The organism is Massilia sp. Root418 (assembly GCF_001425265.1).
Taxonomy (GTDB): Bacteria; Pseudomonadota; Gammaproteobacteria; order Burkholderiales; family Burkholderiaceae_D; genus Rugamonas.
This window is the reverse complement of the sequence record NZ_LMEC01000021.1, coordinates 102,999-128,029: the sequence shown is the minus strand read 5'-3', so window position 1 is coordinate 128,029 and position 25,031 is coordinate 102,999. Positions and strand designations below refer to the sequence as shown.

Genomic DNA, 25,031 nt, shown 5'->3' with positions numbered 1-25,031 from the left:
CTAAGTAGTCGGCCATTATCGCAGACTATTTTAAAACCGGAACCGTGTCGGTTTGTTACAATGGGCACATACAGAAACTAGCAATTCACCTAACAGGGCGGTATTCATCATGCGTGCATCCATAATCTGGCCAGTTCTCGTTCTCGCCCTGAGCAGCGTCGCCCAGGCACAAACGCCTTCGGCCGCGCCCCCCAAACTCGACAAAATCGAAGAAGTTGATACGCCGATCACGGTTACCACCAAGCCGGCCAACGAACGCAAGGTCACGGAAAAGCGCGAAGGCGGGCGGGTGACGGAGGCCAAGGTCAAGAGCGGCCCCAGCACCTACACCGTCAAGGCGCAAAACACCACCAGCACCACGGCCCTGCCCGGCGACGCCGCCGGCCAGGCCAACCGCGGCCCGCAGTGGACCGTGATGGAATTCGACATCGGCAAGAAGAAGACCAAGCAGAAGGAAGACGAGGCGGCCGACGACACGCCCGCCCCGCCACCGCCAGCCAAACGCTGAGCCTGCGCTGAGTCAGCAGCTTCTTGCTTCCGCAGCTTAATTCAACTTAATCGCTTCTCATGGCAGTTTTTACCCCGGTCAGCCTGGATGACGTCAGCCAGTGGATCACGCAATTTCCTCTCGGCAAACCGGTGGCGATCAAAGGCATCGCCTCCGGCATCGAAAACAGCAACTTCTTTCTCACTACCGAGAGCGGCGACTACGTCCTCACGATTTTTGAGAACCTGTCTTTCGAGCAGCTTCCCTTCTATTTGAACCTGATGCGCCACCTGGCCGAGCGCGGCGTGGCCGTGCCCGCCCCGGTCGCCAACGCGCAAGGCGAGCTGGTGGTGGCCTTGCACGGCAAGCCCGCCTCCATCGTCACCAAGCTGGTCGGCAAGTCGCAGATGGACCCGCAGCCGGTGCATTGCGCCGAAGTGGGCGCCATGCTGGCGAAAATGCACGTGGCCGCGCTGGACTACCCGGCGCAGCAGCCCAATCTGCGCGGCCTGGACTGGTGGAACTGGGCCACGCCGCAAGTGCTGCCGTTCTTGTCCGACGCCGAAGCCCACCTGCTGCGCGCGGAGATGCATTTCCAGGAAGCGTTCTACGGCTGCGACACCTACAAGCTGCTGCAGCAAGGCCCGGTGCACGCCGACCTGTTCCGCAACAACGTGATGTTCGACGGCGACAAGCTCACCGGCTTCTTCGACTTCTACTTTGCTGGCTGCGATAGCTGGCTGTTCGACGTGGCGGTGACGGTCAACGACTGGTGCATCGACCTCGACACCGGCGTGCTGGACACGGCGCGCGTACGCGCCATGCTGGACGCCTACCACGCCGTGCGCCCCTTCACCGCAGCGGAGCAGACCGCGTGGCAGCCCATGCTGCGCGCCGGCGCCCTGCGCTTCTGGCTCTCGCGCCTGTACGACCTGCACCTGCCGCGCGAAGCGGAAATGCTCACGCCGCACGATCCCACCCACTTTGAACGCATCCTGCGCGAGCGCATCGCCGTTGCGGCACCCGCACTGTACTGAAAAACCGACATGGGCAAACTCCCCGCAAGCACCGGCTGGCTCTGGATCAAACAGGGCTTTGAATTGTTCAGGCAGCAGCCTGGCGGCCTGACCTCGCTGGCCATGCTGTACGCCATGCTCAACCTGGTGCTCAGCATTATTCCGCTGGTCGGGCAGCTGGCCGCCATCGTGCTGATTCCGGCTTTCTCGGTGGCCTTCATGCAGGGCTGCGCGGACGTGGAACAGGGCAAGCGGGTGATGCCGGCGCTGTTGCTGTCCGGCTTCCGCAAGCCGGCCTTCCCCAAGCTGCTGGCGGTGGGGCTGCTGTACGTGTCGGCCGCTGCGCTGGCGATCGGCCTGGCCTCGCTGGCCAGCGACGGCATGCTGGTCAAGCTACTCACCGGCAAGGTGGCGCACGATTCCGCGGAGGCGCGCAATGCCAGCCTGGGCAGCTCGCTGATGCTGATCATGGCCATCGGCCTGCCTGCCGCCATGGCCTTCTGCTTTGCCGCGCCGCTGGTCTACTTCCAGAACATGGGCGTGGGCAAAGCCATCTTCTTCAGCTTCTTCGGCGTGCTGCGCGCCTTCAAGACCTTCGTGGTGTTTGCCGTCAGCCAGTTCGGCCTGATGCTGCTGCTGACACAGATCGTCACCCTGGTCTTCGGCCGCAGTCCGACCCTGCAGGTAATGGTGATGCAGATCGTACTGGTGCTGTTCTCGGTGCTGTTCCACTGCGCCTTTTACGCCAGCTATAGGCAGATCTTCGGTAACCCTGCTGCAGCAAAAGACACGCCGCGGGATGTGCGCCCGGAAGATGCGCCTTGACGCTGGTGCCGCCGCGCACCCTCGCTGACGCGGCAGCAGCCCGCGACAACGGTTTTAACCTGGTGCGGCTGGCTGCCGCCTTGGGCGTGGTGGTCCACCATGCCTACCTGCTGGCGCCCGTTTCTCCCGGCGACGACCCCGTCAGCCGCCTGCTCAAGCCGGTCACCAACCTTGGCCTCCTGATGGTGGCCGTGTTCTTCCTGATCAGCGGCTTCTTCATCACCCGCAGCTGGATGCACGATCCGCACCTGCTGCGCTTCGCGGTGCGCCGCGCCGCCCGCATCCTGCCGGGCCTGATAGCAATGGTGCTGCTGACCACCGTCCCCGCAGTGCTATGGTTTTCAAGTCCCGGCGCGGGCGGCCTGTTCAGCCTGCCGACTTGGCAATATATATTGGGCAATGTCTCGCTGCACGGCCTGCGCTACGCGATACCGGACACGGAATGGCAGATTGCCGGCGTGCTGGGTGGCCAGTCGCTGAACGGCTCGCTGTGGACTCTGTACTGGGAGGGCCGCATGTACGTGATGGTGGCCCTGCTGGGCGTGGCCGCCGCCCTGCCCTTGCGGCAGTGGCTGATGGGAACGGCCGCCTTCCTGCTGCTGGCAGCCAGCCTGTTTCCGGACGTGGCGGGCAACTACATTTGGGAACAACGGCTGTGGTCGATGTTCCTGGCCGGTATGCTGTGCTGCACGCTGGCGGCGCGACTGCGCATCGGCCCCGTGCAGGCGGCCAGCGCCTGTACCCTCGTAGCGTTAAATTTTACGCGCGGAGCGGATCAGGCGGGCAACAGCTTCACTTGGTTCGGCATCGCCCTGGCCGCCGGCGCCGTCGCGCTGTGGGCGGGGAGCGCGCAGCTGCGCGGCTGGCGGCACCTGCGCCATCACGACTACTCCTACGGCCTCTACCTGTGCCACTGGCCCATCATGCTGATGCTGAAGACGGCGCTGCCGCAGCTAGCCGCCCTGCAGCTGCTGGCCCTGTCGCTGCTGCTGGCCGCGCCCCTGGCCATGCTCAGCTGGCACTACGTTGAAGCGCCCGCCATGAAAATGGCGCAGCGCTGGCTCGCCGCCCGCCGCCCGGCCGGCGAGTCGGCTCTGCGGGCCTAGCGTCCGCTAGCGGCCCAGCCGCTCCAGCTTGGCCACGCTCAGGTCCAGCACCTTCATGCCGCAACTGCCGAAGTTGATCTGCGCGCGGCAGTTGGTGCCGCTGCCTTCGATGTTGACGATCACGCCTTCGCCGAACTTGCCGTGCGCGACCGATTCGCCGATGCGCCAGCCGCTGCCGCCGGCGGTCTTCTGCGCCATGCGCTGGGCCAGCGCGTTGTCGCTGCCCAGGTTGAGCGGCGCCTCGTCCCAGGCCGACTTCTTGTTGGCGAACCAGTGCGACTGCACCTTGGGCGAGAGCCACTTCAAGGACTCTTCCGGCAGCTCGTCGAAGAAGCGCGACTTCATGTTGTAGCGGGTCTGGCCGTGCAGCATGCGGGTCTGCGAGAAGCACATGTACAGGCGCTTGCGCGCGCGCGTGATGGCCACGTACATCAGGCGCCGTTCCTCTTCCACGCCCCCCTCCTCTTTCGAACTGCTCTCGTGCGGGAACAGGCCCTCTTCCAGGCCGGTGATGAAGACGTTGTCGAACTCCAGGCCCTTGGCCGAGTGCACCGTCATCATCTGCAGCGCGTCCTGGCCGGCTTGCGCCTGGTTGTCGCCCGCTTCCAGCGAGGCGTGCGACAGGAAGGCCGACAGCGGCGACATGACGGTGGCCAGGGGCGCGTCCGCGTCCAGGATCTCGATGCCGTCCTGGTTGACGATGGGCGCGCCGGCCTGCGCGTCCGCGCGCGGGCCGAGGTGCGCCGGGGCGCCCTGGCCGTATCCTTCCTCGGACACGAACTGCGTGGCCGCGCTGACCATCTGCTCCAAGTTCTCGATGCGGTCCGCGCCCTCTTTCTCGGTGGCGTAGTGGGTCAGCAGGGTACTGCCCTCCAGCACCACGCGCACCAGTTCGGGCAGCGCCATCTGCTGCGTTTCAAAGCGCATGCCTTCGATCATCTTGACGAAGCCGGCCAGCGATGAGCCGGCCTTGCCCGTCATATAAGGCACGGCCGCGTACAGCGAAATGCCGTACTGCTGCGCCGCGCCCTGCAAATTCTCGATGGTGCGCACGCCGATGCCGCGCGTGGGGAAGTTCACCACGCGCAGGAAGGCCGAGTCGTTGTGCGGGTTGTCCATCAGCTGCAAGTAGGCGATGGCGTGCTTGACCTCGGCGCGCTGGAAGTAGCGCAGGCCGCCGTACACGTGGTAGGGAATGCCGGCCGAGAACAAGGCGTGCTCGATCACGCGCGACTGCGCGTTGGAGCGGTACAGCACCGCGATCTCGCTGCGCGACGCGCCCTCGGCGATCAGGCTCTTGGTCTCCTCGATGATCCACTGCGCTTCCTGCAGGTCGGAACTGGCTTCGTACACGCGCACCGGCTCGCCGTGCCCGGCGTCGGTGCGCAGGTTCTTGCCCAGGCGCTTGCTGTTGTTGGCGATCAGCATATTGGCCGCGTCCAGGATGTGGCCGTGCGAGCGGTAGTTCTGCTCCAGCTTGATCAGGTTCTTGACGTTGAACTCTTGCTCGAAGGCACGCATATTGCCCACGTTGGCGCCGCGGAAAGCGTAGATGCTCTGGTCGTCGTCACCCACCGCGAACAGCGCGCTGCTGCCCTGGCTCTGCCCCTGGCCGGACAGCAGCTTGAGCCACTTGTACTGCAGGTCGTTGGTGTCCTGGAACTCGTCCACCAGGATGTGCTTGAAGCGCTGCTGGTAGTGCTCGCGCAGCGGCTGGTTGCGGCTCAGCAGCTCGTAGCTGCGCAGCAGCAGTTCGGCAAAATCCACCACGCCTTCGCGCTGGCACTGGTCGTCGTACAGGCCGTACAGCTCCACCATCTTGCGCTCGTTGGCGTCGTACGCTTCCACGTCGGCGGCGCGCAGGCCGGCGTCCTTGGCGCTGTTGATGAAATACATCACCGACTTGGCCGGGAACTTCTCGTCGTCGATATTGAACGCCTTCAGCAGGCGCTTGATGGCCGACAGCTGGTCCTGGGAATCGAGGATCTGGAAAGTCTGCGGCAGCGCGGCGTCGCGGTAATGGGTGCGCAGCAGGCGGTTGCACAGGCCGTGGAAGGTGCCGATCCACATGCCGCGTGTATTGATCGGCAACATGGCCGACAAACGCGTCAGCATTTCCTTCGCCGCCTTGTTGGTGAACGTGACCGCCAGGATGCCGGCCGGCGACACCTGCCCGGTCTGGATCAGCCAGGCGATGCGCGTGGTCAGGACGCGGGTCTTGCCGGAGCCGGCGCCGGCCAGGATCAGGGCGCTCTGCGCGGGCAGCGTGACGGCGGCAAGTTGCTCGGGATTGAGGTTGTGGAGGAGATTTTGCATCCCGTGATTATACCGGGGCCGCTGGCGGCCCGGTATAAAACACTGGATATCCAATCAGCCCTTGGGCGCTGGCATCGCCTCGGCCTGGCCGTTGCGCACGGCTTTCTGGATCAGTTCGCGCACGGTACGGTCGGCTTCCCGGCTCAGCCTGCCCTGCTCGCGGCCCAGCTCACCCAGCTTGCGTCCCAGCTCCTTCATGGGTTTGCTGGCCTCGCGCATTTGCGCGCTCAGTGCCTCCATGGGCGCGCTTTTGGCGGCCACCTCGGCGTGCGTTTTCGCGAATTCGGCGGTCAATTCCTTCATTTGCTGCTTGAACGGCTCCATTTGCGTCTTTAGGGCGTCCATTTCACGCTGCAGCGCTTCGCGGTCGGTGCCCCCGGCGTCGCGGCTGCGCTCCATCCTGCGCGCCACCGCTTCGATCCTGCGCGCGACGGCTTCCTGCTGCCGCGCTACCTGGTCGATTTTGTCGTGTTGTAAGCCGCGCCCGGCGCGTTCGGACTGCTCGGACGCTGCCTGCATCTTGTCGCCCAGCGCTTCCATGGCCTTGCTGTGCTGCTCCATGGCTTTGTTGTGTTCTTTCATTTGCAGGTTCAGGGCGTCGGCGGGCGCCCAGGCGGCGCTGACCTTGGCCAGCAAGGCGGGGTCCTTGATCAGCCAAGCGTGGTCGCCGTCGCGATACCAGATGAAATCACCCTTCACGGCGTTTTCCAGGCGGCTCAGTTCGGCCATGTCTTTGCGGCCGGAGTAAATCGCGGTGTAGCCGTCGCCGCGCCTGATGCCGTAGGCGTCCTTGGCGTTGTCGTTCATGGTCAAGCGGCCAAAGGTCATGCGGACGCGGCCGGGAGTACGGGCCGTGGTGGCGTCACTGGACAGCGTGGGGGCTGGCGGGGCCGGCGGCGCGGCCATGGCTGCGGGGGCTGCGGGGGCTGCGGGGGCTGCGGGGGCTGCGGGGGCTGCGGGGGCTGCGGGGGCTGCGGGGGCTGCGGCCGCTGCGGGCACAGCCGGGGCTGGCGGCGCGGCCGGGGCTACGGGCGCTGCAGGCGCGGCCGGGGCTGGCGGCGCTGGCGGCGCGGCCATGGCTGCAGGGGCGGCAGGGACAGGCGGCACGGCGGGCGGCTGCGGCGCGGCGTGGGCGTACAGCATGGCGCACGCGGTGCACAGGCCGAACAGGGGCGCGGCGATCTTCCAGCTCAGTGGCTGGCTGTCCGGACGGACCAGGCGTTTGATACGGGACATGAGGTTTCCTCCTTGAGCCCCCAGCGCGGGCTGGGGGGTAGCGAACTGGAAGCGGTCCAGTTCGGACAATGCAAGGGCCAGGCGCCGCGGTTCGCCAAGCATGCTTGCGGCTAAATCATCTGCAATCTGTTCCCGCTCGTTGCGGATATGCCGTGACAGCATCCACACGCTCGGGTGGTAAAACAACAAAATCTCGATCGCGCTCTGCACCAGGTTCACCAGGTAGTCGTGGCGCTTGATGTGGGCCAGCTCGTGCGCCAGCAGCGCCTCCAGCAAGTCCGCCGGCATGCCGGTCAACAGCGAGGCCGGCACCAGTACCACCGGCTTCCAGCACCCCGCCGTCATGGGCGACTCCAGGTGCTCGGCCACCGCCAGCCGCACGGGCCGCTCCAGGCCGAGGCGCAGCGCCAGGCGGTCCAGGTGCTGCTGCCAATGCGCATTCGGCATCTGCTGCGCCTCCAGCGTGCGTTCGCGCACCCACATCAGGCCGAGCGACAGGCGCACCGTCATAAAGGCCGCGCCGCTGGCCCACAGCAGCACCAGCCAAGGCAGCTGGCGCTGCAGCAGGTACTGCCACGACACCAGCCAGCCGTCGTCCATCAGCGCGGGCACCGCCACGGCAGAGCCGTCCAGCATGCCCGAGCCGGCCATCAGCAGCACTGCCGGGTCGGCGGCGGGCGCCCCGCCGGCAGCGTCCAGCACGCGCCAGATGATGCCGGCCAGCGGCAAGGCCGCGCACAGCAGCAAGGCGCCGCACGCCACGGCGTAGCGCGCCTGCGGGCGGGCGTTGCGCAGCAGCTGCAGCGCCAGCGAGGCCGCCCAGCCGACCAGCAGGCCCTGCCAGACAAAGTGCAGCAGCGACCAGCCTATGGCAGGCATCAGCAGGGACAGCAACTCGGCCATGGAGAACTCCTTGAAATATGCAATGTAGATTAAATGATCTAGAACGCACTGTCTAGAACTTTTTTTCTACTTCCAGCCGTGCAGGAAAGGTGGCGGAGCTTGAAGGTAGCGCACGGCAGGCGCAGGAGCGAGGGATTTGCGACAGAATGCCGCCTGCGCGGAGCAGGCGGCGGAATGGCGGGGGAACTGCGGCGCTTAGAACTCGACCACGGAGCGGATCGATTCGCCGGACTTCATCAGGTCGAAGCCCTGGTTGATGTCTTCCAGCTTGAGCTTGTGGGTGATCAGGTCATCGATGTTGAGCTTGCCTTCCATGTACCAGTCGACAATCTTCGGCACGTCGGTGCGGCCGCGCGCGCCGCCGAAGGCGGAGCCCTTCCACACCCGGCCGGTCACCAGCTGGAACGGACGGGTGGAAATTTCCTGTCCGGCCGCCGCCACGCCGATGATGATGGACTGGCCCCAGCCCTTGTGGCAGCACTCCAGCGCCTGGCGCATGGTGGTGGTGTTGCCGATGCACTCGAAGCTGTAGTCGGCCCCGCCGTCGGTGAGCTGGACGATGGCGTCCACCACATTCTCCACCTTGGTCGGGTTGACGAAGTGCGTCATGCCGAACTTGCGCGCCATCTCTTCGCGCGCCGGGTTGATGTCCACCCCGATGATCTTGTCCGCGCCCACCATCTTGGCCGCCTGGATCACGTTCAGGCCGATGCCGCCCAGGCCGAACACCACCACATTGGCGCCCGCCTCCACCTTGGCGGTGAACAGCACGGCGCCCACGCCGGTGGTGACGCCGCAGCCGATGTAGCAGACCTTGTCGAACGGCGCGTCCGACCGGATCTTGGCCAGCGCGATTTCCGGCACCACGATGTAGTTGGAGAAGGTGGAGGTGCCCATGTAGTGGAAGATGGGCTTGCCGTCGATGGAGAAGCGGCTGGTGGCGTCCGGCATCAGGCCGCGGCCCTGGGTCGAGCGGATCGACTGGCACAAGTTGGTTTTTTGCGACAGGCAGAATTTGCACTGGCGGCATTCCGGCGTGTACAGCGGAATGACGTGGTCGTCCTTCTTGAGCGTTTTCACGCCGGGGCCGACGTCCACCACCACGCCGGCGCCTTCGTGGCCGAGAATGGCCGGGAAGATGCCTTCCGGGTCGGCGCCGGACAGGGTGTAGTAGTCGGTATGGCAAATGCCGGTGGCCTTGATTTCCACCAGCACCTCGCCTTCGCGAGGGCCGCCCAGTTCCACTTCCTCAATGGTCAGCGGTGCGCCGGATTTCCATGCAACGGCTGCTTTGGTTTTCATGCTTGTGTCCTGTGTATGTCGGGGGGGTTACCGTGATAATCGGGATACCCGCATCATAACAAGGATTACAAGCTTACACCGGCAGCAAGTTTGCGATCTGCTCATCCCACAGCCGGCGCACCTGGCCCGCGAGGCGCAGCGGTTCCAGCGGCTTGGCGATGATGCCGGCCGCGCCGGCCGCCACGTACAGCGCCATGTCGGCGCCCGACACGCGGCCGGTGACAAACATGGCCGGGATGCGGCACAGGTGCGGCAGGCTGCGCAGCTGCGCCAGCGTGGCCACGCCGCCGCTGCCCGGCGCCTGCACGTCGAGCAGGATCAGGTCGGGCTGGAAATCGGCCGCCGCCAGCAGCGCCGTCTGGCCGGAAGCGCATTCACGCACCGTGAAACGGCCCATCACTTCCAGCGCCATCTTGGCTACGCCGCGCAGATGCGGGTCGTCCTCCACATACAGGATGCTGCTGAGCTCGCCGCTCATGTGGCGTCGTCCTGCATCACCGCCGGCTCGATGCCCAGCATGTGCGACACGGTGCGCCACAGCTGGCGCGGCGAAGTCCAGGGCTTGGGCAGAAAGGCATGCGCCTGCGTGCGCAGGCCGGGATGGCGGGCAGAATACAGCAGCACCGGGGTGCTGTCGGGCTGCTGCTTCAGGCGCAGCAGCAGGTCGTTGCCGTCGCCGTCGGGCAGGTCCGGATCGAGCACCACCAGCGCAAAGCTGGCCTGCTCCACGGCGCGCACGGCGTCGGCCAGGGTGGCCGCGTGGTGCACTTCGGTTTCCGGCACCAGCAAGGTGGCCAGCACCAGGGCCGAATCGCCGTCGCCGTCGACGTGCAGCACGCGCGGCACTTCCTGGTACACGGCTGCCAGTTCTACCAGGACGTCGTCCAGGGTGTTCAGATCGTCTTTCATCTTTTTCTCCGCCTGCGGCCGCTGTGGCCGCGGTGTTTTTATGGCGCAGAGCCTGGAACCGGATGTGGCGCGCGCAACAAGGCGCTGCCGGATCGATGGGTTCAGGGTGCAGGGTCGGCGGAGCTGGGCCGAAATTCTGATACAGCGGCAGGGGAAGGGCGCGCTGAAGGGGAAAGCCGGCGGGGCGGTTCAGGACCCCGGGGCGATGTTGCTAGTTACTGTGTTGCTCGTTACTGTATTGCTAGTTTAGCGTATTTCCGAAAAGAAGCAGATCTTATTTTTTTAACCGTGTATTAAACGCCGCATGCAATCCATTCAAGGTTTCCTCGGCGGTAAGCAACTGGTCGGCGATTTCGTTGATCTTGCGGCGGCTGGAACGCGCATGGTCGCGCAGCACTTCGAAAGCGGTGTTGCGGTCGGTCTGGAATTTGCACATCAACAAGCCCACCGCCAGGCTGGTTTCCCGCCCGGCCGCCAGCGCGGCGTTCAGGTTGAGTTCGGTGCGCCGCAACTGGCGGATCTCGTCGGCGCGCGCCAGGCCGGCTTCGAAGGCCGGCATCAGGTGCTGCTCGTCCACCGGCTTGACCACGAAGCCCACCGCGCCATAGGCGGCGGCCTGCTTGGCCGCGTCGCTGTCGCCGCGGCCCGACAGGAACATGAACGGCACCGAGGTGTTGCGGTTGAGCTGCTTGGCCAGTTCCAGGCCGGACATGCCGGGCATGTGGATGTCGAGCAGCGCCATGTCGGGTTCGCGCTCGGCCACCTGGGCCAGCGCCTGGTCTGCCGAATACGCCTGCACCGTGTCGTAACCGGCGTGGCGCAGCACTTCGCTGAGGAAGGCGGCCAGCAGCTGGTCGTCGTCGACTATCAGGATGAGGCGCTTCGCCGGGGTGGGTGCATTCATGGTCGCAACCTTGAGCGGAAGATAATGCGACCGATTATAAAACGATCACGCCGCGTTGGAGCGAATTTCTTCCGACGCGAACAGGGCGTTGAAATCGCGCACGGCGCGGGCCGGCTCCGGCGCCATGTAGACGCCGCTCACGCAGGCCACCATCTGCGCCCCGCGCGCCACCAGCGGCGCGGCGTTCTGCGGCGTCATGCCGCCGATGACCACGCGCGGCAGCGCGATGCGCCGGCGCGCCTCGTCCAGGATGGCCGGCTGGGTGGTGACGGCGTACTGCTTCACGCGCGAAGGATAGAAGCCGCCGAAGGCCACATAGGTGGCGCCCGCGTCCTGCGCGTCCAGCGCCAGCTGCATCTCGCCGTAGCAGGAAGCGCCGATGATGGCGCCCGGCCCCAGCAGCGCGCGGGTCTGGCCGATGCGCGCGTCGGTGCCGCCCAGGTGCACGCCGTCGGCGCCGATCAGCAGGCACAGGTCAACGTGGTCGTTGACGATGAACGGCACTCGGTAGCGGCGGCACAGCGCCAGCAGCGCCACGCTCTGCTCCATGCGCAGCTCGGCGCAGGCTTCCTTGTGGCGGTACTGCAGCAGTGCCACGCCTTCGGCCAGCGCCTGCTCGCTCACGTCGAGCAGGCGGGAAGTGTCGTCCCAGTCGGGGGTTACCAGATAAAGTCCTTGCATGGCGTGTCTCACTTTCTTGGATGATGTGGCGGCTAGCGCTGCGGGATGCGCTGGCCGGGGGCGATGGCAAAGGCGGCGGCCAGCGCGCGGTGGGTGTAGCCCTGCGCGCGCGCCAGCGCCTGCTGCATGGGGAAGCCGTGCGCCAGCAGGCCGGCAATGGCGGCGGCCAGCGTGCAGCCGCTGCCGTGGAATCCGCCCGGCAGGCGCGCCCAGCTCCAGCCGTGGCCCTGGCCCTGGCCCTGGTTGTAAGCATGGCCCTGGAACGGGCCGGCGCCGCCCTGCCCTGCGGCCGCGCTGAACCAGCGGTTGATGACGATGTCGCCGCTGCCATGGCCGCCGGTGACCAGCACGTGGCGGCAGCCCTGCTCCAGCAACACCTGCGCCGCGTGCCGGGCCGACGCCTCGTCGCCGGCGTGGGCGTGGGCTGCAGCTTCGGCTACGGCGCCGGCGCTGCCGTAGGCCGACGCCAGCGCCGCCGCTTCCAGCCCGTTGGGCGTGAGCAGCGTGACCAGCGGCAGCAGCGGCGCCAGCGCCTGCACCGCGTCGCCGCGCGAGAGCAGGTCGCCGTGACCGCTGGCCAGCACCGGATCGAGCACGACGGGCAGGCTGGCCGCGCGCCCGCCAGGCAGCGCGCGCAGCTCCCGGATCAGCTGCGCGATGGCACGCGCGTTGGCGGCGCTGCCGGGAATGCCGATCTTCACCGCGTCGATGCTGCCCTTGGCCGCCAGCGCGCGGGCCTGGCGCAGCACCAGCTCTGGCTCCACCGGCAGCACCTCGTAGACGCGGTCGTTGTCCTGCACCGTGAGCGCGGTAATCACGGGCAGCGCATGCGCCCCCTGCGCGTGGATGGCCAGGATGTCGGCCGCGATGCCGGCGCCGCCGGACGGGTCGGCGCCTGAAAACACCAGCACGCAGCGCTGCCGCGGCCCGGCGTCGCCGACGGGTCCGTCCTGCATGGGGCTAGCCGCGCCCGCCGTCATACCATGCGGCCCGCCATCGGCGACGACGGCGAGGCAGCGAACTTGCGCGCGATGCGGCCGGCCAGGAAGGCCTCGCGGCCGGCCTGCACGCCCAGCTTCATGGCGCGCGCCATGCGCACGGGGTCCTGCGCGCCGGCGATGGCGGTGTTCATCAGCACGCCGTCGCAGCCCAGTTCCATGGCGATGGCTGCGTCCGAGGCCGTGCCCACGCCCGCGTCCACCAGCACCGGCACCCGGGCCTGCTCGATGATGAGCGACAGGTTCCAGGGATTGAGGATGCCCATGCCGGAGCCGATCAGCGACGCCAGCGGCATCACCGCCACGCAGCCGATGTCCTCCAGCATGCGCGCCTGGATCGGATCATCGCTGCAGTACACCATCACGTCGAAGCCGTCCTGCACCAGCTCCTTCGCCGCCACCAGCGTTTCCGGCATGTTGGGGAACAGGGTCTTCTCGTCGCCCAGCACTTCCAGCTTCACCAGCTTGTGGCCGTTCAGCAGCTCGCGCGCCATTTGCAGCGTGTAGACCGCGTCCCTGGCCGTGTAGCAGCCGGCCGTGTTGGGCAGGATGGTGTACTGCGACGGCGGCAGCACGTCCAGCAGGCTGGGCGCCTTCGGGTCCTGGCCGATGTTCACGCGGCGGATCGCCACGGTGATGATTTCCGCCGCCGCGGCGTCGGTCGCCTCGCGGGTCTGCTGCAGGTCCTTGTACTTGCCGCTGCCTACCAACAGGCGCGAGTTGTAGCTTTTTCCTGCGATGGTCAGCAGGTCGTCGCTGACGTTCTGATTCTGGTTCTGGTCACGCATATTCATTCTCCAAGTTGTATTGGTAGGCCGCGCAATGGCGGGTTACGCTGCGCTAACCCGCCCTACGAAACAGGCATCGGTCCGCCGAACTCAGCCGCCGCCGATGGCGCGCACGATGTCCACCTTGTCCTGCGCCTGCAGGGCGCGCTCGCCCCACGCCTGGCGCGGCACCACGGTGCGGTTCACCGCCAGCGCCAGCGCCTGGTGCGCCAGCCCCAGCTCCTCCACCAGCGCCTGCAGGCTGTGCTGCGGCGGCACGCTGCGCGGCTCGCCGTTCAGTTCAATCGGGATCATCGCGCTCACGCCTTGCTGTAGAGCTGCGCGCCCTTCTTCACGAACTCCACCGCCTTCTCCTGCATGCCCTGGGCAGCGTAGTCGCGCACTTCCTGGGTGATCTTCATGGAGCAGAAATGCGGACCGCACATGGAACAGAAATGCGCCACCTTGGCGCTGTCTTTCGGCAGCGTCTCGTCGTGGAAGGAGCGCGCCTTGTCCGGGTCCAGGCCGATGTTGAACTGGTCTTCCCAGCGGAACTCGAAGCGCGCCTTGGACAGGGCGTTGTCGCGGATCTGCGCCCCCGGATGGCCCTTGGCCAGGTCGGCCGCGTGGGCCGCGATCTTGTAGGTGATGATGCCGTCCTTCACATCGTCCTTGTTCGGCAGGCCCAGGTGCTCTTTCGGCGTGACGTAGCACAGCATGGCGGTGCCGTACCAGCCGATCAGCGCTGCGCCGATACCGGAGGTGATGTGGTCGTAGCCCGGCGCGATGTCGGTGGTCAGGGGGCCCAGCGTGTAGAACGGCGCCTCGCTGCACTGCTCCAGCTGCAGGTCCATGTTCTCCTTGATCAGCTGCATCGGCACGTGTCCCGGACCTTCGATCATCACCTGCACGTCGTGCTTCCAGGCGATCTGGGTCAGCTCGCCCAGGGTTTTCAATTCGCCCAGCTGGGCCTCGTCATTGGCGTCGTAGATCGAACCGGGACGCAGGCCGTCGCCCAGGCTGAAGGACACGTCGTAGGCCTTCATGATTTCGCAGATCTCTTCGAAGTGCGTGTACAGGAAGGATTCCTTGTGGTGCGCCAGGCACCACTTGGCCATGATGGAACCGCCGCGCGAGACGATGCCGGTCAGGCGCTTGGCCGTCAGCGGCACGTAGCGCAGCAGCACGCCGGCGTGGATGGTGAAGTAGTCCACGCCCTGCTCCGCCTGTTCGATCAAGGTGTCGCGGAAGATCTCCCAGGTCAGGTCCTCGGCCTTGCCGTTCACCTTTTCCAGCGCCTGGTAGATCGGCACGGTGCCGATCGGGACCGGGCTGTTGCGGATGATCCATTCGCGCGTTTCGTGGATATGCTTGCCGGTCGACAGATCCATCACGTTGTCGCCGCCCCAGCGGATGGCCCAGGTCATCTTCTCCACTTCCTCGCCGATGGACGAGGTGACGGCGGAGTTGCCGATGTTGGCGTTGATCTTGACCAGGAAATTGCGGCCGATGATCATCGGCTCCACTTCCGGGTGGTTGATGTTGGCGGGGATGATGGCGCGGCCGCGGGCGATTTCCTCGCGTACGAATTCAGGCGTGATCTCGGCAGGGATGGAAGCGCCATAGTTCTGGCCAGGGTGCTGGCGGCCCATCATCTCGGCCATGCGTTCGCCCATCGGGCCGGACGCCTTCAGCTCTTCCAGATATTCCTTGCGGCGCAGGTTCTCCCGGATGGCGACGAATTCCATCTCGGGCGTAATGATGCCCTTGCGCGCGTAGTGCATCTGCGAGACGTTGCCTACCCCGTTCGGGCCAGCCTTGGCGCGGCGCGGCTTGCGCGTGAGGTTGAAGCGCAGCTCGGCCAGGGAAGCATCTTCCAGGCGCTCCTTGCCGTAGTCGGAAGTCGGGCCGTCCAGTTCCTCGGTGTCGTCGCGGTCCAGTATCCACGGCAGGCGCGGCGTGGCCAGCCCGGAGCGGATATCGATCTGCACGTCCGGGTCCGTGTACGGGCCGGAGGTGTCGTAGACGTAGATGGGCGGATTTTTCTCGTGGCCGAACGAAGCGGACGTGTCGGACTGCGAGATCTCGCGCATGGGCACGCGGATATCCGGGCGGCTGCCCTCGACGTAGATCTTGCGGGAATTAGGAAGCGGCGCGATGGCTGCGCTGTCCACTTCGGCGGTGGCGGACAGGAATTTCGGATTGGCGTTCATTTGGCTCCTTTGTTGGCTACAGGAGCCAGCAAAGGAGGGTTCGGCAAATCCGTGCAGCGCCGGACCACCCAAAGTGCGGGCGCGCGGCGTGGCGGATGGAGGCCTAAAGCTTCCCTTCGCTGGCATTATCCAGATCAGGTTCGGAGGGTATTTCTCACCCGCGCGCTTTCGCGACGCAGGACCCCTAGCGTGTGCCGCCTTGCGGCAGCGAATCGAATTATACATCTCCCATCGCCGCGTTCAACTTATATTTGAAACAATAGTCCTTATTGCGGGCGGTACGTTACCGTCAGCGTATAGCTGGAGGCGGCGTAGCCGTTCAGCAGCACGTACACGTCGCCGCTGGCGGCCATGGTGATGGTGCAGCTCTCGGTACTGGTGGCGCCGTCCGATTTGCAGTCATAGGTCCCGGTGGTGGGCACGCTGGCCTTGCGCACGTACAGGTCGGCGTCGCCGCTGCCGGTGGTGGACGCCTTGAAGCTGCCGGCGCCGGCCTTGAAGGGACCGAAGCTGCGGGTCTGGCCGCGCGTCAGGCTGCCGCTGAAAGTCTCCACCTTGTCGGGCAGCGGCACCACGCCGGGACCGTCGCTGCCCAGCTCCACCGCGAAGCTCAGACCCAGGCGCGCGAACTTGAGTGCGTGGTCGGCCTGGTTGCCGCTGTTGGCGTAGGTATCGTTGGCGGTGTGGATGTAGGGGTTGTCCTGGGTGAAGGAGGTCTCGAACGGCATCGAGGCCCAGTAGCCCTGCGCGGTCCAGGAAGCGTGGTCCGAGCAGCCGTAGCCGCACTTGTCGTAGCCGATGGTCAGCGTGGGCTGGTAGGTGGTGATCAGGTTGGCGACGAAGCTGTTCTGCTGGCTGTCGGTGTAGTCGGTGTAGAGGTAGATGTCGGACGGCGAACCCTTGTAGTTGGTCATGTCCAGCTGCATCACGCCCACCACGTTGACGTTGTTGTTCTTGTGGTACTGCGCGATTTCCTGCGATCCGCGCAGGCCCACTTCCTCGGCCGCGTAGCCGATCAGCTTGATGGTGCGGCGCGGCTTGTAGCCGCTGGCGATGATCACGCGCAGCACCTCGGTCATGCTGGCGATGCCGGATGCGTCGTCGTCCGCGCCGGGCGCGCGGGTCGTCTCGCCGGTGCCGCTGCCGTTGATCGAATCAAGGTGGCCGCCCAGCACCACCACTTCGGCGGCGTTGTCCGTGCCGGCGATGGTGGCGATCACCGATTTCTGCGGATAGGCCGCGTGCGTGAACTGGGTCACGCTGATGTCGCTGCGGCCGGCGGCCATGCTGGCCCACTTCTGCTTGAGCCAGTTCGACGCCGCCACGCCGCTGGCGGTGGTGTAGTAACGGTTGGTGTGCGCGGACAGGTCGATGATGGTCTGGGCGATGTTGGAGCCCTGCATCTGCGGCAGCAGCGGATTGATGACGGTCTGCTGGTCGATCACGTAGGACGGACGCGGCACCGCCAGCGCGGCCAGCGTGGCCTTGGGCGCCAGCGCGGTGATGCCGGCCGCTTCGCTGGCGTGCGCCATGAAGCCGCCGCAGCGGTGCAGTTCCTTGTGCACCGCTGCCGACAGGGCCAGCATCTGCTGCTCGCTCACTTCCACCAGGTGCACCTTTTCCTGCGCGGCGGCGATGCCGTTGGCGGCTGCGGAGCTGGTGACCATGGTGGCGCGGCTCTCGCGCTTGACCAGTTGTGGCGCGTCCTTCTTGAGCTGTGCGTAGGCGGCGTCGCCCACGGTGATCCAGATCGTGCCGTTCTGCGCGCAGGCGCTGGCGGTTGCGCCGGCCAGCAAGCCGGCCACGATCAATGCGTTGATACGAGCTGCCATGTCTGTCTCCAAGGGTCCGTTTTCAGGCGGCCCAAGTTAAACAGTGGCGGTGGCGGAGTCAAAAAAATTACAAAAATAGACACGCCCGCGCGCGATGTCTCAGGCTTAACAGGCTTGACAGGCTTGGAGGCTGCGGGCGCGGGCGCCATCCTGAAACGAAAAAGCCCCGCCGAAGCGGGGCTGACGCGAAGCGCCGGGAATTACTTCTTGACGTGCGCAGGCGCGGCAGGTGCGGCCGGCGTCGCAGCCGTTGCGGGCACGGCAGCCGTGCCGGCCGATGCAGGCGTCGCCGGGATGGCCGGAGTCGCCGGGGTGGCCGCGTGCGCAGCTTTCTCGGCATGCTTGCCGTCCTTGGCATGCGTCGTCTCTTTCGGCTTGTCGGCCTTCTCCGCTTTGGCTTCCGCTTTCACGGCTTCCTTGGTTTCCTTGGCTTCAGCCTTGACAGCTTTGGCTTCGGTCTTGGCCGAAGGCGCTGCTGCGGCGGCAGGGGCTGGCGATTGAGCGAATGCAGCGGTAGCAAACAGGCCGGCGATCAGGGTAGCGATGGTCTTGGTCATGATAGTTTTCCTTGTTCAGTGTTGGGGTATGTATTCTGTGCTGCGATTACTTCGCTGCCGGCGCGGTGGCCGCTGCGACTGCCGGTGCTGCTGGCGTGGCCGGAGCGGCCGGGGTTGCCGGAGTTGCAGCCGGGGCGCTCGCGGTTTTTTCTGCAGGCTTGGCTTCCTTACCGGTCTTGGCGTGCTGCGCCTTCTTCACGGCCTTCTTGTGTTCCTTCGCTGGCTCGGCCTTGGCTTCCGCCTTGACATCGGTCTTGGCCGCTTCCTTCACTTCAGCCTTGGCGGCAACCGCTTCGGTCTTGGCCGAAGGTGCTGGTGCGGCCGCTGGAGCCGGGGTTTGAGCGAAAGCTGCGGTAGCGAACAGGCCGGCGATCAGGGTAGCGATGGTCTTGGTCATGATGTATTTCCTCTGTAATGATATAAACGGTTTAGTGTGTTTTTACTGCTTACTTCACTGCAGGGGCAGCTGGCTTTGCTGCTTCCTCTATCTCGTGCACATTTGCCGTGTCACTGAGCAGAAAACGCGCCCCGCATCCCGGCAGTTGACGGCCTTTACACGTGCTTACAACTCGCTGTAATTGCTTACAGTTGGCACCCTCGCCGCGACTCGTGCTAGTATCCAGGCATGTTCAAGACATCCCCTCACTTTGCAGCATGTCGCCGCAGGCCATAGAAGCCTGCTGATCGCGTTCACCCCACACATCCTCAGTTTTCTATCGGCCACAGCGAGTCTTTGCTCCTGTGGCCTTTTGTCTTTTTGGAGTCCACCATGGAGCTAATGCTGTACGACACCTACGAGCGCAAGCTGCGCCCCTTCGAGCCTCTCCAACCCGGCAAGGCCGGCCTGTACGCGTGCGGCCCGACCGTCTACGACTACGCCCACATCGGCAACCTGCGCACCTACCTGTTCGGCGACATCCTGCGCCGCGTGCTTGCGCTGAACGGTTATGAAGTCGCGCACGTTCTGTGCATCACAGACGTCGGCCACCTCACGTCGGACGCCGACACCGGCGAAGACAAGATGGAAAAAGGCAGCCGCCGCACCAGCCAGTCCGCGTGGGATATCGCCGAGTTCTACACCAGGGCCTTTCAGCACGACCTCGCGCAGTTGCACATCCAGGCGCCGGGTGTGTGGGCGCGCGCCACGGAGCACATCCAGGAACAGATCGCGTTCATTGCCGACATCGAGCGCAACGGCTACACCTACCGCACGGCGGACGGCATCTACTTCGACACGCAGCGCCTGGAGCGCTACGGCCACCTGGCGCGCCTTAACATCGCCGGGCAGCAGTCCGGGCACCGCGTGGACATACGCGACAAGCGCTCCGCGACCGATTTCGCGCTATGGAAATTCAGCGGTCCGGAACAGCGCCAGATGGAATGGGACAGCCCCTGGGGCCGCGGCTTCCCCGGCTGGCACATCGAGTGCTCCGCCATGTCGACCCGCTACCTGGGTGCGCTGTTCGATATCCATATCGGCGGCGAAGACCATATACCGGTCCACCATACCAACGAGATCGCCCAGCACGAGGCCTGCCACAGCCACCCGCCGGCACGCTACTGGCTGCACGGCGCCTTCCTGAAGCTCGAAGGCAGCGACAAGATGTCGAAGTCCGACGGCAGTTTCCTTCGGCTAGCCGCGCTGGGGGATCGTGACTACGACCCGCTGGCCTACCGCTACCTGGTGCTGTCCGCCCACTACCGCTCGCCGCTGGCCTTTTCGTGGCACGCGCTCGACGCCGCGCAGACGGCACTGGGCCGTTTGCGCCAGGCCTATCACCGCCTGCCGGACGGCGGCCAGGCCGACGCCGGCTACCGGCAAGCCATGCAGGCCGAATTGAACCAGGACCTGAACACCGCCAGGGTATTGGCCCTGATGTGGGAGCTGCTGAAATCGCGGCTGCCAGGCGACGTGCAGAAAGCCACCCTGCGCTGGCTGGACCAGGTACTGGGCCTGGGCCTGGATGCGTGGGCGCCGCCACGGCACGCGATACCGGAACCGATCCGTGGGCTGGCCGCCGCGCGCGACCTGGCGCGGTCGGAGAGGCGCTGGGCTGACGCCGATGCCACGCGCCTGGCCATCGAGGCGGCGGGATACACGGTGCGCGACACGGCGGCTGGAACGATAGTCGAGCCGAGATAGCCACGGCGCGCCGCCGGAAACGCGCAGATTGGGAGGCATCATGACCGGCTGCCGGCGTTGATGCCGACCGTACCGGCAAAAAAAATCCCCGCAGCAGCGGGGATTCGTTTGAAGCGGGGCCTGATTACTTGGCGGCTGGGGCGGCAGCAACGTCGGCCGGCTTCACTTCCTTGTCGGCCTTGGCTTTGGCTTTGGCCTTGGTTTTTGCCGACTTCTCGTGCGCCTTGGCTTTCTCTACCTTGGCATCGGCTTTCGCGCTAGCCACTTCTTCGTGGGCGCTGGCCACTGCCTTGGCTTCCTTGGCATCGGCCTTCACCACTTCCTTGTGCTCTTTGGCGTCGGCCTTCACCGCTTTGGCTTCAGCCTTGGCGGCCGGTACTGCCGCGGTAGCCGGGGTGGCTGGCGTTGCAGGCGTAGCGGCAGGAGCTGGGGTCTGAGCAAATGCTGCGGTAGCGAACAGGCCGGCGATCAGGGTAGCGATTACGTTTTTCATGTTCAGAGTCCTCTATCAAGTTGTTGGGTCGGGCACGTTTGCCGTGTCACTGAGCGAAAAACGCGCGCCGCATCGATGCAGTTGACGAACCTTACACGTGCTTACAACTTGCTGTATTTGCTTACAGGTGGCCTTCCCTGGCGCGCGCCTGCTGCTCGAAGCGGTTATCGAAATAGGCGCGGCGGCCGCGCAGCATCTGCCACAGGCTTTCCAGGGGATAGGCGGCGAGAAAGGCCGGCCCCCACCTTTCATATTGGCGCACGTGCTCATGCTCGTGCGCCCGCAGGCGCTCCAGTTCCTGCGCCGTGGTGCCGATGACGGCATGGCCGAAGGTGATGGCGACAAACGGCAGCTTGCTCAGCCAGGCCTCCTGCCCGTGCCGCGACAGCGAAACCTCCACCACGCCGTCCGCGATGCGCGCCCTGGCACCGACCAGGAAGGCGGGAGCGGCCAGGCACAAACCCAGCGCCGTGCAGGGAGAAGCCCAGGCGTAGCGCAGCAAGCGGGGAACAAAACGCGGGGTGGACATGGCCGGATCTTAGCACCGCGAGCGCCTCAGGTGGCGCCCGGCCGCCGCGCTGCCGCTTGCACGCCCTGCAGTACCCTCAGCAACACCGCACGCGCCTGCTCCTGCTGCGCCTCGCGCGTAATCGATGCTGCGCCGTCGCCCAGCTGGCGGCCATAGTGACCGAACTGCGCATGGTTGCCGCCCACAACCTCCACCCATTCCGTTTGCGGCGGCAGCAAGGCCTTGTTGGCCAGCACCCGGCTTGGCGGCGCCACCTCGTCATTAGTGGCGTATATCTTGGCCACCGGGATCGGCAATGCGGCCAGGCTGCGCGCTTTCGGATGCGTGGTACCAATCAGCACCAGTGCCGCAGCGCCCGCCCCTTCGCCGCTGGCAAAGCGCGCCGCCAGGGCACCGCCCTGGGAATGCCCGGCCACCACCCAGCGCGTAATGTCCGGATGCGCCGCCATCGTGCGGGCGGCGCGCGCCAGCGCTTCCAGCCTGTGCGATTCCAGCGGCGCGAAGCGGTAAGGCAGCTTGACGACGTAAACAGGGAAGCCCGCCTCGGCCACGGGCCGCAGCAAGGGCGCGTAGGCCTGCGCCGCCACGCCCGAGCCGCAAAAGAACAGCAGTGCGGCTGCGGCGCCCGGGGCGGCTGGCTGGAACGCCAGCGTAGCCGCGTCCTCGCGCAGCGCAACGCGCGCGTCCGCCCGCAGATCATGGCTGTCCACCCCCTGGGTACGGTAGGAATTGGCCAGCCAGAGGCTTGAAGCGGCCGCCCAGACCAGGAAAGCGCGCCGAATCCAGCGCAGCGCGGCAGAACGCCGCCTCGCCATACCGGAGTCAACTGCACTTCCCGGACCAAGCAAGCCCATACCGCACCCTGATTATCAATATGACAGCATTATATGGCGAAAAAATTGTGCACTGCGGTGCCGGCGGCATGCGCAGGGGGCATTGCCCCTTTATAATGGTCGTTTTCGCCTACAACACAGCCCAACATCATGGAATTAGCCAAGTCTTTCGAGCCCGCCGACATTGAACAGTTCTGGCGCAGCGAGTGGGAGAAGCGCGGTTACTACGCCGCCTCCCTCGACCTGTCCAAGCCTTCCTTCAGCATCCAGCTGCCGCCGCCGAACGTGACCGGCACGCTGCACATGGGCCACGCGTTCAACCAGACCATCATGGACGGCCTGACCCGCTACCACCGCATGCTGGGCCATAACACCGCCTGGATCCCGGGCACCGACCACGCCGGCATCGCCACCCAGATCGTGGTGGAGCGCCAGCTGGACGCGCAGAAGGTGTCCCGCCATGACCTGGGCCGCGAAAAGTTCATCGAAAAAGTCTGGGAGTGGAAAGAGAAATCCGGCTCCACCATCACCGGCCAGATGCGCCGCATGGGCACCTCCCCGGACTGGGCCCGCGAATACTTCACCATGGACGAACCGCGCTCGAAAGTGGTGTCCGAAGTGTTCGTGCGCCTGTTCGAGCAGGGCCTGATCTACCGCGGCAAGCGCCTGGTGAACTGGGATCCGGTGCTGGGCACGGCCGTGTCGGACCTGGAAGTGGTGTCGGAAGAAGAAGACGGCTCCATGTGGTACATCAAGTACCCGCTGGCCGACGGCAGCGGCTCGCTGACCGTGGCCACCACCCGTCCTGAAACCATGCTGGGCGACGTGGCCGTGGCCGTGGACCCGACCGACGAGCGCTATGAAGCGCTGGTGGGCAAGATGCTGAAGCTGCCGCTGAGCGGCCGCGAAATCCCCGTCATCGCCGACTCCTACGTCGACAAGGCCTTCGGCACCGGCTGCGTGAAGATCACCCCCGCGCACGATTTCAACGACTACGCAGTGGGCCAGCGCCACAAGCTGGAAATGATCACCATCCTGACCCTGGACGCGAAGATCGCCGACAACGCGCCGGCCGCCTATGTGGGCATGGACCGCTTCGCCGCCCGCAAGCAGATCGTGGCCGACCTGGACGCGCAAGGCCTGCTGGAGCAGGTCAAGCCGCACAAGCTGATGGTGCCGCGCGGCGACCGCACCGGCGTCGTGATCGAACCGATGCTGACCGACCAGTGGTTCGTCGCCATGAGCAAGCCGGCGCCTGAAGGCACGTTCAACCCGGGCAAATCGATCACCGACGTGGCGCTGGAAAAAGTGGCCAGCGGCGAAATCAAGTTCGTGCCCGAAAACTGGAACACCACCTACAACCAGTGGCTCAACAACATCCAGGACTGGTGCATCTCGCGCCAGCTGTGGTGGGGCCACCAGATCCCTGCGTGGTACGACGAGCAGGGCAACATCTTCGTGGCGCGCACCGAAGCCGACGCCGTGGCCAAGCAGCAGGCGGCCGGGAGCACCGGCGCCCTGCACCGCGACAACGACGTGCTCGACACCTGGTTCTCGTCCGCGCTGGTACCCTTCTCCACCCTCGGCTGGCCGGAAGAAACGCCTGACCTGAAGGCCTTCCTGCCATCGTCCGTGCTGGTGACCGGTTTCGACATCATCTTCTTCTGGGTGGCGCGCATGGTCATGATGACCGCGCACTTCACCGGCAAGGTGCCGTTCAACACCGTGTACGTGCACGGCCTGGTGCGCGACTCGACCGGCCAGAAGATGTCCAAGTCCAAGGGCAACACGCTGGACCCGATCGACCTGATCGACGGCATCGGCATCGACGCGCTGGTGGAAAAACGCACCACCGGCCTGATGAACCCGAAAGCGGCCGAAAAGATCGCCAAGGCCACGCGCAAGGAATTCCCCGAAGGGATCGCCGCCTACGGCACCGACGCGGTGCGCTTCACGATGGCGTCCTACGCCTCGCTGGGCCGCAACATCAACTTCGACCTGGGCCGCTGCGAAGGCTACCGCAACTTCAGCAACAAGCTGTGGAACGCGACCCGCTTCGTGATGATGAACACCGAAGGCAAGGATTGCAGCGCCAGCGAAGCGGACCTGTCGCAGGCCGACAAGTGGATCATCTCGCTGCTGCAGAAGGCCGAGGCGGACGTGGTCAAGGGCTTTGAAGACTACCGCTTCGACAACATCGCCAGCACCATCTACAAGTTCGTGTGGGACGAGTACTGCGACTGGTATCTGGAACTGGCCAAGGTGCAGGTGCAGAACGGCACCGAAGGCCAGCGGCGCGCCACCCGCCACACGCTGCTGCGCGTGCTGGAAGTGGTGCTGCGCATGGCGCACCCGATCATCCCGTTCGTGACCGAAGAACTGTGGCAGGCCGTGGCGCCGCTGGCCGGCAAGGACAGCGCCGGCAAATCGATCATGACCCAGCAATACCCGCTGCCGAACCTGGCCTGCATCGACGAAGCGGCCGAAGCCTGGATGGGCGAGCTGAAAACGCTGACCGACGCCACCCGCAACCTGCGCGGCGAAATGAAGCTGGCGCCGTCGCTGCGCGTGCCGCTGATCGTGGAAGCGTCGTCCGCTGCCGACAAGGAGCGCCTGGCGGTGTACGCGCCCTACATCCAGGCGCTGGGCAAGCTGGCCGACGTGAGCATCGTCGACGCGCTGCCGGAAACCACGGCGGCGGTATCCATCGTCGGCACCACCAAGCTGATGCTGAAAGTGGAGATCGACGTGGCGGCCGAGCGCGAGCGCCTGTCGAAGGAAATCGCCCGCATCGACGCGGAAATCGCCAAGGCCAGCACCAAGCTGTCCAGCGAAAGCTTCGTCGCGCGCGCCCCGGCGGCCGTCGTGGCCCAGGAAAAAGACCGCCTGGCCAACTTCACCGCCACCATCGACAAGATGCGCGAACAGCTGGCCAAGCTGCCTGCCTAAAGCCTCCCGGCCCCGAAAATGGGGTCAGGGTT

General features: G+C 65.7%; 23 protein-coding genes and 1 riboswitch. Of the genes, 6 read left to right on the top strand and 17 right to left on the bottom strand.

The features are described 5' to 3' along the window. The first annotated feature begins 109 nt into the window (after nucleotides 1–109). Genes ASC94_RS18670 through ASC94_RS18655 form a run of 4 tightly spaced genes read left to right on the top strand, consistent with a single transcriptional unit; the run spans nucleotide 110 to nucleotide 3,434 of the window. Nucleotides 110–508 (top strand): hypothetical protein, encoded by a 399-nt coding sequence (locus ASC94_RS18670; RefSeq protein WP_229417334.1) that lies wholly within the window; start codon nucleotides 110–112, stop codon nucleotides 506–508. Between the two features lie 59 nt (nucleotides 509–567). Then, on the top strand, nucleotides 568–1,524 hold the full coding sequence (locus ASC94_RS18665) for a homoserine kinase (protein WP_056398509.1): 957 nt from the start codon (nucleotides 568–570) through the stop codon (nucleotides 1,522–1,524). A 9-nt stretch (nucleotides 1,525–1,533) separates the two neighbouring features. After that, entirely contained in the window at nucleotides 1,534–2,328 is a 795-nt protein-coding gene (locus ASC94_RS18660) for a BPSS1780 family membrane protein (RefSeq protein ID WP_056398506.1), read from the top strand. 5 nt (nucleotides 2,329–2,333) lie between these two features. After that, on the top strand, nucleotides 2,334–3,434 hold the full coding sequence (locus ASC94_RS18655; RefSeq protein WP_229417351.1) for an acyltransferase: 1,101 nt from the start codon (nucleotides 2,334–2,336) through the stop codon (nucleotides 3,432–3,434). A 6-nt stretch (nucleotides 3,435–3,440) separates the two neighbouring features. Here the strand turns inward: ASC94_RS18655 and ASC94_RS18650 are convergent, their stop codons facing one another. From ASC94_RS18650 to ASC94_RS18580, 14 genes are all read right to left on the bottom strand, one after another. Next, entirely contained in the window at nucleotides 3,441–5,750 is a 2,310-nt protein-coding gene (locus ASC94_RS18650) for a UvrD-helicase domain-containing protein (protein WP_056398501.1), read from the bottom strand. A 54-nt stretch (nucleotides 5,751–5,804) separates the two neighbouring features. Next, complete coding sequence (locus tag ASC94_RS18645; RefSeq protein ID WP_056398498.1) at nucleotides 5,805–7,889, bottom strand: M56 family metallopeptidase; 2,085 nt, start codon at nucleotides 7,887–7,889, stop codon at nucleotides 5,805–5,807. Between the two features lie 195 nt (nucleotides 7,890–8,084). Continuing rightward, nucleotides 8,085–9,191, bottom strand: coding sequence for an S-(hydroxymethyl)glutathione dehydrogenase/class III alcohol dehydrogenase (locus ASC94_RS18640; protein WP_056398494.1), 1,107 nt, complete (start codon nucleotides 9,189–9,191; stop codon nucleotides 8,085–8,087). Between the two features lie 73 nt (nucleotides 9,192–9,264). Continuing rightward, nucleotides 9,265–9,669, bottom strand: coding sequence for a response regulator (locus ASC94_RS18635; RefSeq protein WP_056398492.1), 405 nt, complete (start codon nucleotides 9,667–9,669; stop codon nucleotides 9,265–9,267). After that, the gene (locus tag ASC94_RS18630) at nucleotides 9,666–10,100 is read right to left on the bottom strand and encodes a response regulator (protein ID WP_056398490.1); all 435 of its coding nucleotides are present in this window, start codon (nucleotides 10,098–10,100) and stop codon (nucleotides 9,666–9,668) included. The genes ASC94_RS18635 and ASC94_RS18630 overlap by 4 nt, the downstream gene beginning before the upstream one ends. Before the next feature lie 274 nt (nucleotides 10,101–10,374). Then, nucleotides 10,375–11,004 carry an ANTAR domain-containing response regulator gene (locus ASC94_RS18620; protein WP_056398479.1) on the bottom strand — a complete coding sequence of 210 codons (630 nt, stop codon included), beginning with the start codon at nucleotides 11,002–11,004 and terminating at the stop codon, nucleotides 10,375–10,377. Nucleotides 11,005–11,049: 45 nt separating this feature from the next. Beyond that, nucleotides 11,050–11,685: a thiamine phosphate synthase gene (gene thiE, locus ASC94_RS18615; RefSeq protein ID WP_056398476.1), complete on the bottom strand. Its 636-nt coding sequence runs from the start codon at nucleotides 11,683–11,685 to the stop codon at nucleotides 11,050–11,052. 32 nt (nucleotides 11,686–11,717) lie between these two features. After that, a complete protein-coding gene (locus tag ASC94_RS18610; protein ID WP_056398474.1) occupies nucleotides 11,718–12,641 on the bottom strand; it encodes a hydroxymethylpyrimidine/phosphomethylpyrimidine kinase in 924 nt (307 codons plus the stop codon). 20 nt (nucleotides 12,642–12,661) lie between these two features. Beyond that, nucleotides 12,662–13,471 (bottom strand): thiazole synthase, encoded by an 810-nt coding sequence (locus tag ASC94_RS18605; RefSeq protein WP_157201514.1) that lies wholly within the window; start codon nucleotides 13,469–13,471, stop codon nucleotides 12,662–12,664. A gap of 90 nt (nucleotides 13,472–13,561) precedes the next feature. After that, nucleotides 13,562–13,765, bottom strand: coding sequence for a sulfur carrier protein ThiS (thiS, locus tag ASC94_RS18600; RefSeq protein ID WP_056398469.1), 204 nt, complete (start codon nucleotides 13,763–13,765; stop codon nucleotides 13,562–13,564). Between the two features lie 5 nt (nucleotides 13,766–13,770). Then, nucleotides 13,771–15,663 (bottom strand): phosphomethylpyrimidine synthase ThiC, encoded by a 1,893-nt coding sequence (gene thiC / locus ASC94_RS18595; protein ID WP_056398466.1) that lies wholly within the window; start codon nucleotides 15,661–15,663, stop codon nucleotides 13,771–13,773. A gap of 94 nt (nucleotides 15,664–15,757) precedes the next feature. Further along, a riboswitch (TPP riboswitch) is annotated at nucleotides 15,758–15,859 on the bottom strand. A gap of 70 nt (nucleotides 15,860–15,929) precedes the next feature. Next, on the bottom strand, nucleotides 15,930–17,495 hold the full coding sequence (locus ASC94_RS18590) for a M20/M25/M40 family metallo-hydrolase (RefSeq protein WP_056398463.1): 1,566 nt from the start codon (nucleotides 17,493–17,495) through the stop codon (nucleotides 15,930–15,932). A gap of 200 nt (nucleotides 17,496–17,695) precedes the next feature. Then, the gene (locus ASC94_RS18585; RefSeq protein ID WP_056398461.1) at nucleotides 17,696–18,052 is read right to left on the bottom strand and encodes a hypothetical protein; all 357 of its coding nucleotides are present in this window, start codon (nucleotides 18,050–18,052) and stop codon (nucleotides 17,696–17,698) included. 46 nt (nucleotides 18,053–18,098) lie between these two features. Beyond that, on the bottom strand, nucleotides 18,099–18,449 hold the full coding sequence (locus ASC94_RS18580) for a hypothetical protein (RefSeq protein ID WP_056398457.1): 351 nt from the start codon (nucleotides 18,447–18,449) through the stop codon (nucleotides 18,099–18,101). A 372-nt stretch (nucleotides 18,450–18,821) separates the two neighbouring features. Between ASC94_RS18580 and cysS the strand changes: the two genes are divergently transcribed. After that, a complete protein-coding gene (cysS, locus tag ASC94_RS18575; RefSeq protein WP_056398455.1) occupies nucleotides 18,822–20,195 on the top strand; it encodes a cysteine--tRNA ligase in 1,374 nt (457 codons plus the stop codon). A 124-nt stretch (nucleotides 20,196–20,319) separates the two neighbouring features. Here the strand turns inward: cysS and ASC94_RS18570 are convergent, their stop codons facing one another. The 3 genes from ASC94_RS18570 to ASC94_RS18560 all read right to left on the bottom strand — a co-directional run bounded on the left by ASC94_RS18570 (nucleotide 20,320) and on the right by ASC94_RS18560 (nucleotide 22,032). Continuing rightward, complete coding sequence (locus tag ASC94_RS18570) at nucleotides 20,320–20,688, bottom strand: hypothetical protein (RefSeq protein ID WP_056398452.1); 369 nt, start codon at nucleotides 20,686–20,688, stop codon at nucleotides 20,320–20,322. A 121-nt stretch (nucleotides 20,689–20,809) separates the two neighbouring features. Continuing rightward, nucleotides 20,810–21,217: a hypothetical protein gene (locus ASC94_RS18565; protein ID WP_056398449.1), complete on the bottom strand. Its 408-nt coding sequence runs from the start codon at nucleotides 21,215–21,217 to the stop codon at nucleotides 20,810–20,812. 26 nt (nucleotides 21,218–21,243) lie between these two features. Continuing rightward, nucleotides 21,244–22,032, bottom strand: coding sequence for an alpha/beta hydrolase (locus ASC94_RS18560; protein ID WP_162251440.1), 789 nt, complete (start codon nucleotides 22,030–22,032; stop codon nucleotides 21,244–21,246). Between the two features lie 168 nt (nucleotides 22,033–22,200). Between ASC94_RS18560 and ASC94_RS18555 the strand changes: the two genes are divergently transcribed. Further along, complete coding sequence (locus tag ASC94_RS18555) at nucleotides 22,201–24,999, top strand: valine--tRNA ligase (protein WP_056398443.1); 2,799 nt, start codon at nucleotides 22,201–22,203, stop codon at nucleotides 24,997–24,999. Nucleotides 25,000–25,031 lie beyond the last annotated feature (32 nt).

Excerpts from the sequence above, each read along its gene's own strand:
- ASC94_RS18670 (WP_229417334.1), top strand. The coding sequence starts at position 110 with ATGCGTGCATCCATAATCTGGCCAGTTCTCGTTCTCGCCCTGAGCAGC.
- ASC94_RS18665 (WP_056398509.1), top strand. The coding sequence starts at position 568 with ATGGCAGTTTTTACCCCGGTCAGCCTGGATGACGTCAGCCAGTGGATC.
- ASC94_RS18660 (WP_056398506.1), top strand. The coding sequence starts at position 1,534 with ATGGGCAAACTCCCCGCAAGCACCGGCTGGCTCTGGATCAAACAGGGC.
- ASC94_RS18650 (WP_056398501.1), bottom strand. The coding sequence starts at position 5,750 with ATGCAAAATCTCCTCCACAACCTCAATCCCGAGCAACTTGCCGCCGTC.
- ASC94_RS18645 (WP_056398498.1), bottom strand. The coding sequence starts at position 7,889 with ATGGCCGAGTTGCTGTCCCTGCTGATGCCTGCCATAGGCTGGTCGCTG.
- ASC94_RS18640 (WP_056398494.1), bottom strand. The coding sequence starts at position 9,191 with ATGAAAACCAAAGCAGCCGTTGCATGGAAATCCGGCGCACCGCTGACC.
- ASC94_RS18635 (WP_056398492.1), bottom strand. The coding sequence starts at position 9,669 with ATGAGCGGCGAGCTCAGCAGCATCCTGTATGTGGAGGACGACCCGCAT.
- ASC94_RS18630 (WP_056398490.1), bottom strand. The coding sequence starts at position 10,100 with ATGAAAGACGATCTGAACACCCTGGACGACGTCCTGGTAGAACTGGCA.
- ASC94_RS18620 (WP_056398479.1), bottom strand. The coding sequence starts at position 11,004 with ATGAATGCACCCACCCCGGCGAAGCGCCTCATCCTGATAGTCGACGAC.
- thiE (WP_056398476.1), bottom strand. The coding sequence starts at position 11,685 with ATGCAAGGACTTTATCTGGTAACCCCCGACTGGGACGACACTTCCCGC.
- ASC94_RS18610 (WP_056398474.1), bottom strand. The coding sequence starts at position 12,641 with ATGCAGGACGGACCCGTCGGCGACGCCGGGCCGCGGCAGCGCTGCGTG.
- ASC94_RS18605 (WP_157201514.1), bottom strand. The coding sequence starts at position 13,471 with ATGCGTGACCAGAACCAGAATCAGAACGTCAGCGACGACCTGCTGACC.
- thiS (WP_056398469.1), bottom strand. The coding sequence starts at position 13,765 with ATGATCCCGATTGAACTGAACGGCGAGCCGCGCAGCGTGCCGCCGCAG.
- thiC (WP_056398466.1), bottom strand. The coding sequence starts at position 15,663 with ATGAACGCCAATCCGAAATTCCTGTCCGCCACCGCCGAAGTGGACAGC.
- ASC94_RS18590 (WP_056398463.1), bottom strand. The coding sequence starts at position 17,495 with ATGGCAGCTCGTATCAACGCATTGATCGTGGCCGGCTTGCTGGCCGGC.
- ASC94_RS18585 (WP_056398461.1), bottom strand. The coding sequence starts at position 18,052 with ATGACCAAGACCATCGCTACCCTGATCGCCGGCCTGTTTGCTACCGCT.
- ASC94_RS18580 (WP_056398457.1), bottom strand. The coding sequence starts at position 18,449 with ATGACCAAGACCATCGCTACCCTGATCGCCGGCCTGTTCGCTACCGCA.
- cysS (WP_056398455.1), top strand. The coding sequence starts at position 18,822 with ATGGAGCTAATGCTGTACGACACCTACGAGCGCAAGCTGCGCCCCTTC.
- ASC94_RS18570 (WP_056398452.1), bottom strand. The coding sequence starts at position 20,688 with ATGAAAAACGTAATCGCTACCCTGATCGCCGGCCTGTTCGCTACCGCA.
- ASC94_RS18565 (WP_056398449.1), bottom strand. The coding sequence starts at position 21,217 with ATGTCCACCCCGCGTTTTGTTCCCCGCTTGCTGCGCTACGCCTGGGCT.
- ASC94_RS18560 (WP_162251440.1), bottom strand. The coding sequence starts at position 22,032 with ATGGCGAGGCGGCGTTCTGCCGCGCTGCGCTGGATTCGGCGCGCTTTC.
- ASC94_RS18555 (WP_056398443.1), top strand. The coding sequence starts at position 22,201 with ATGGAATTAGCCAAGTCTTTCGAGCCCGCCGACATTGAACAGTTCTGG.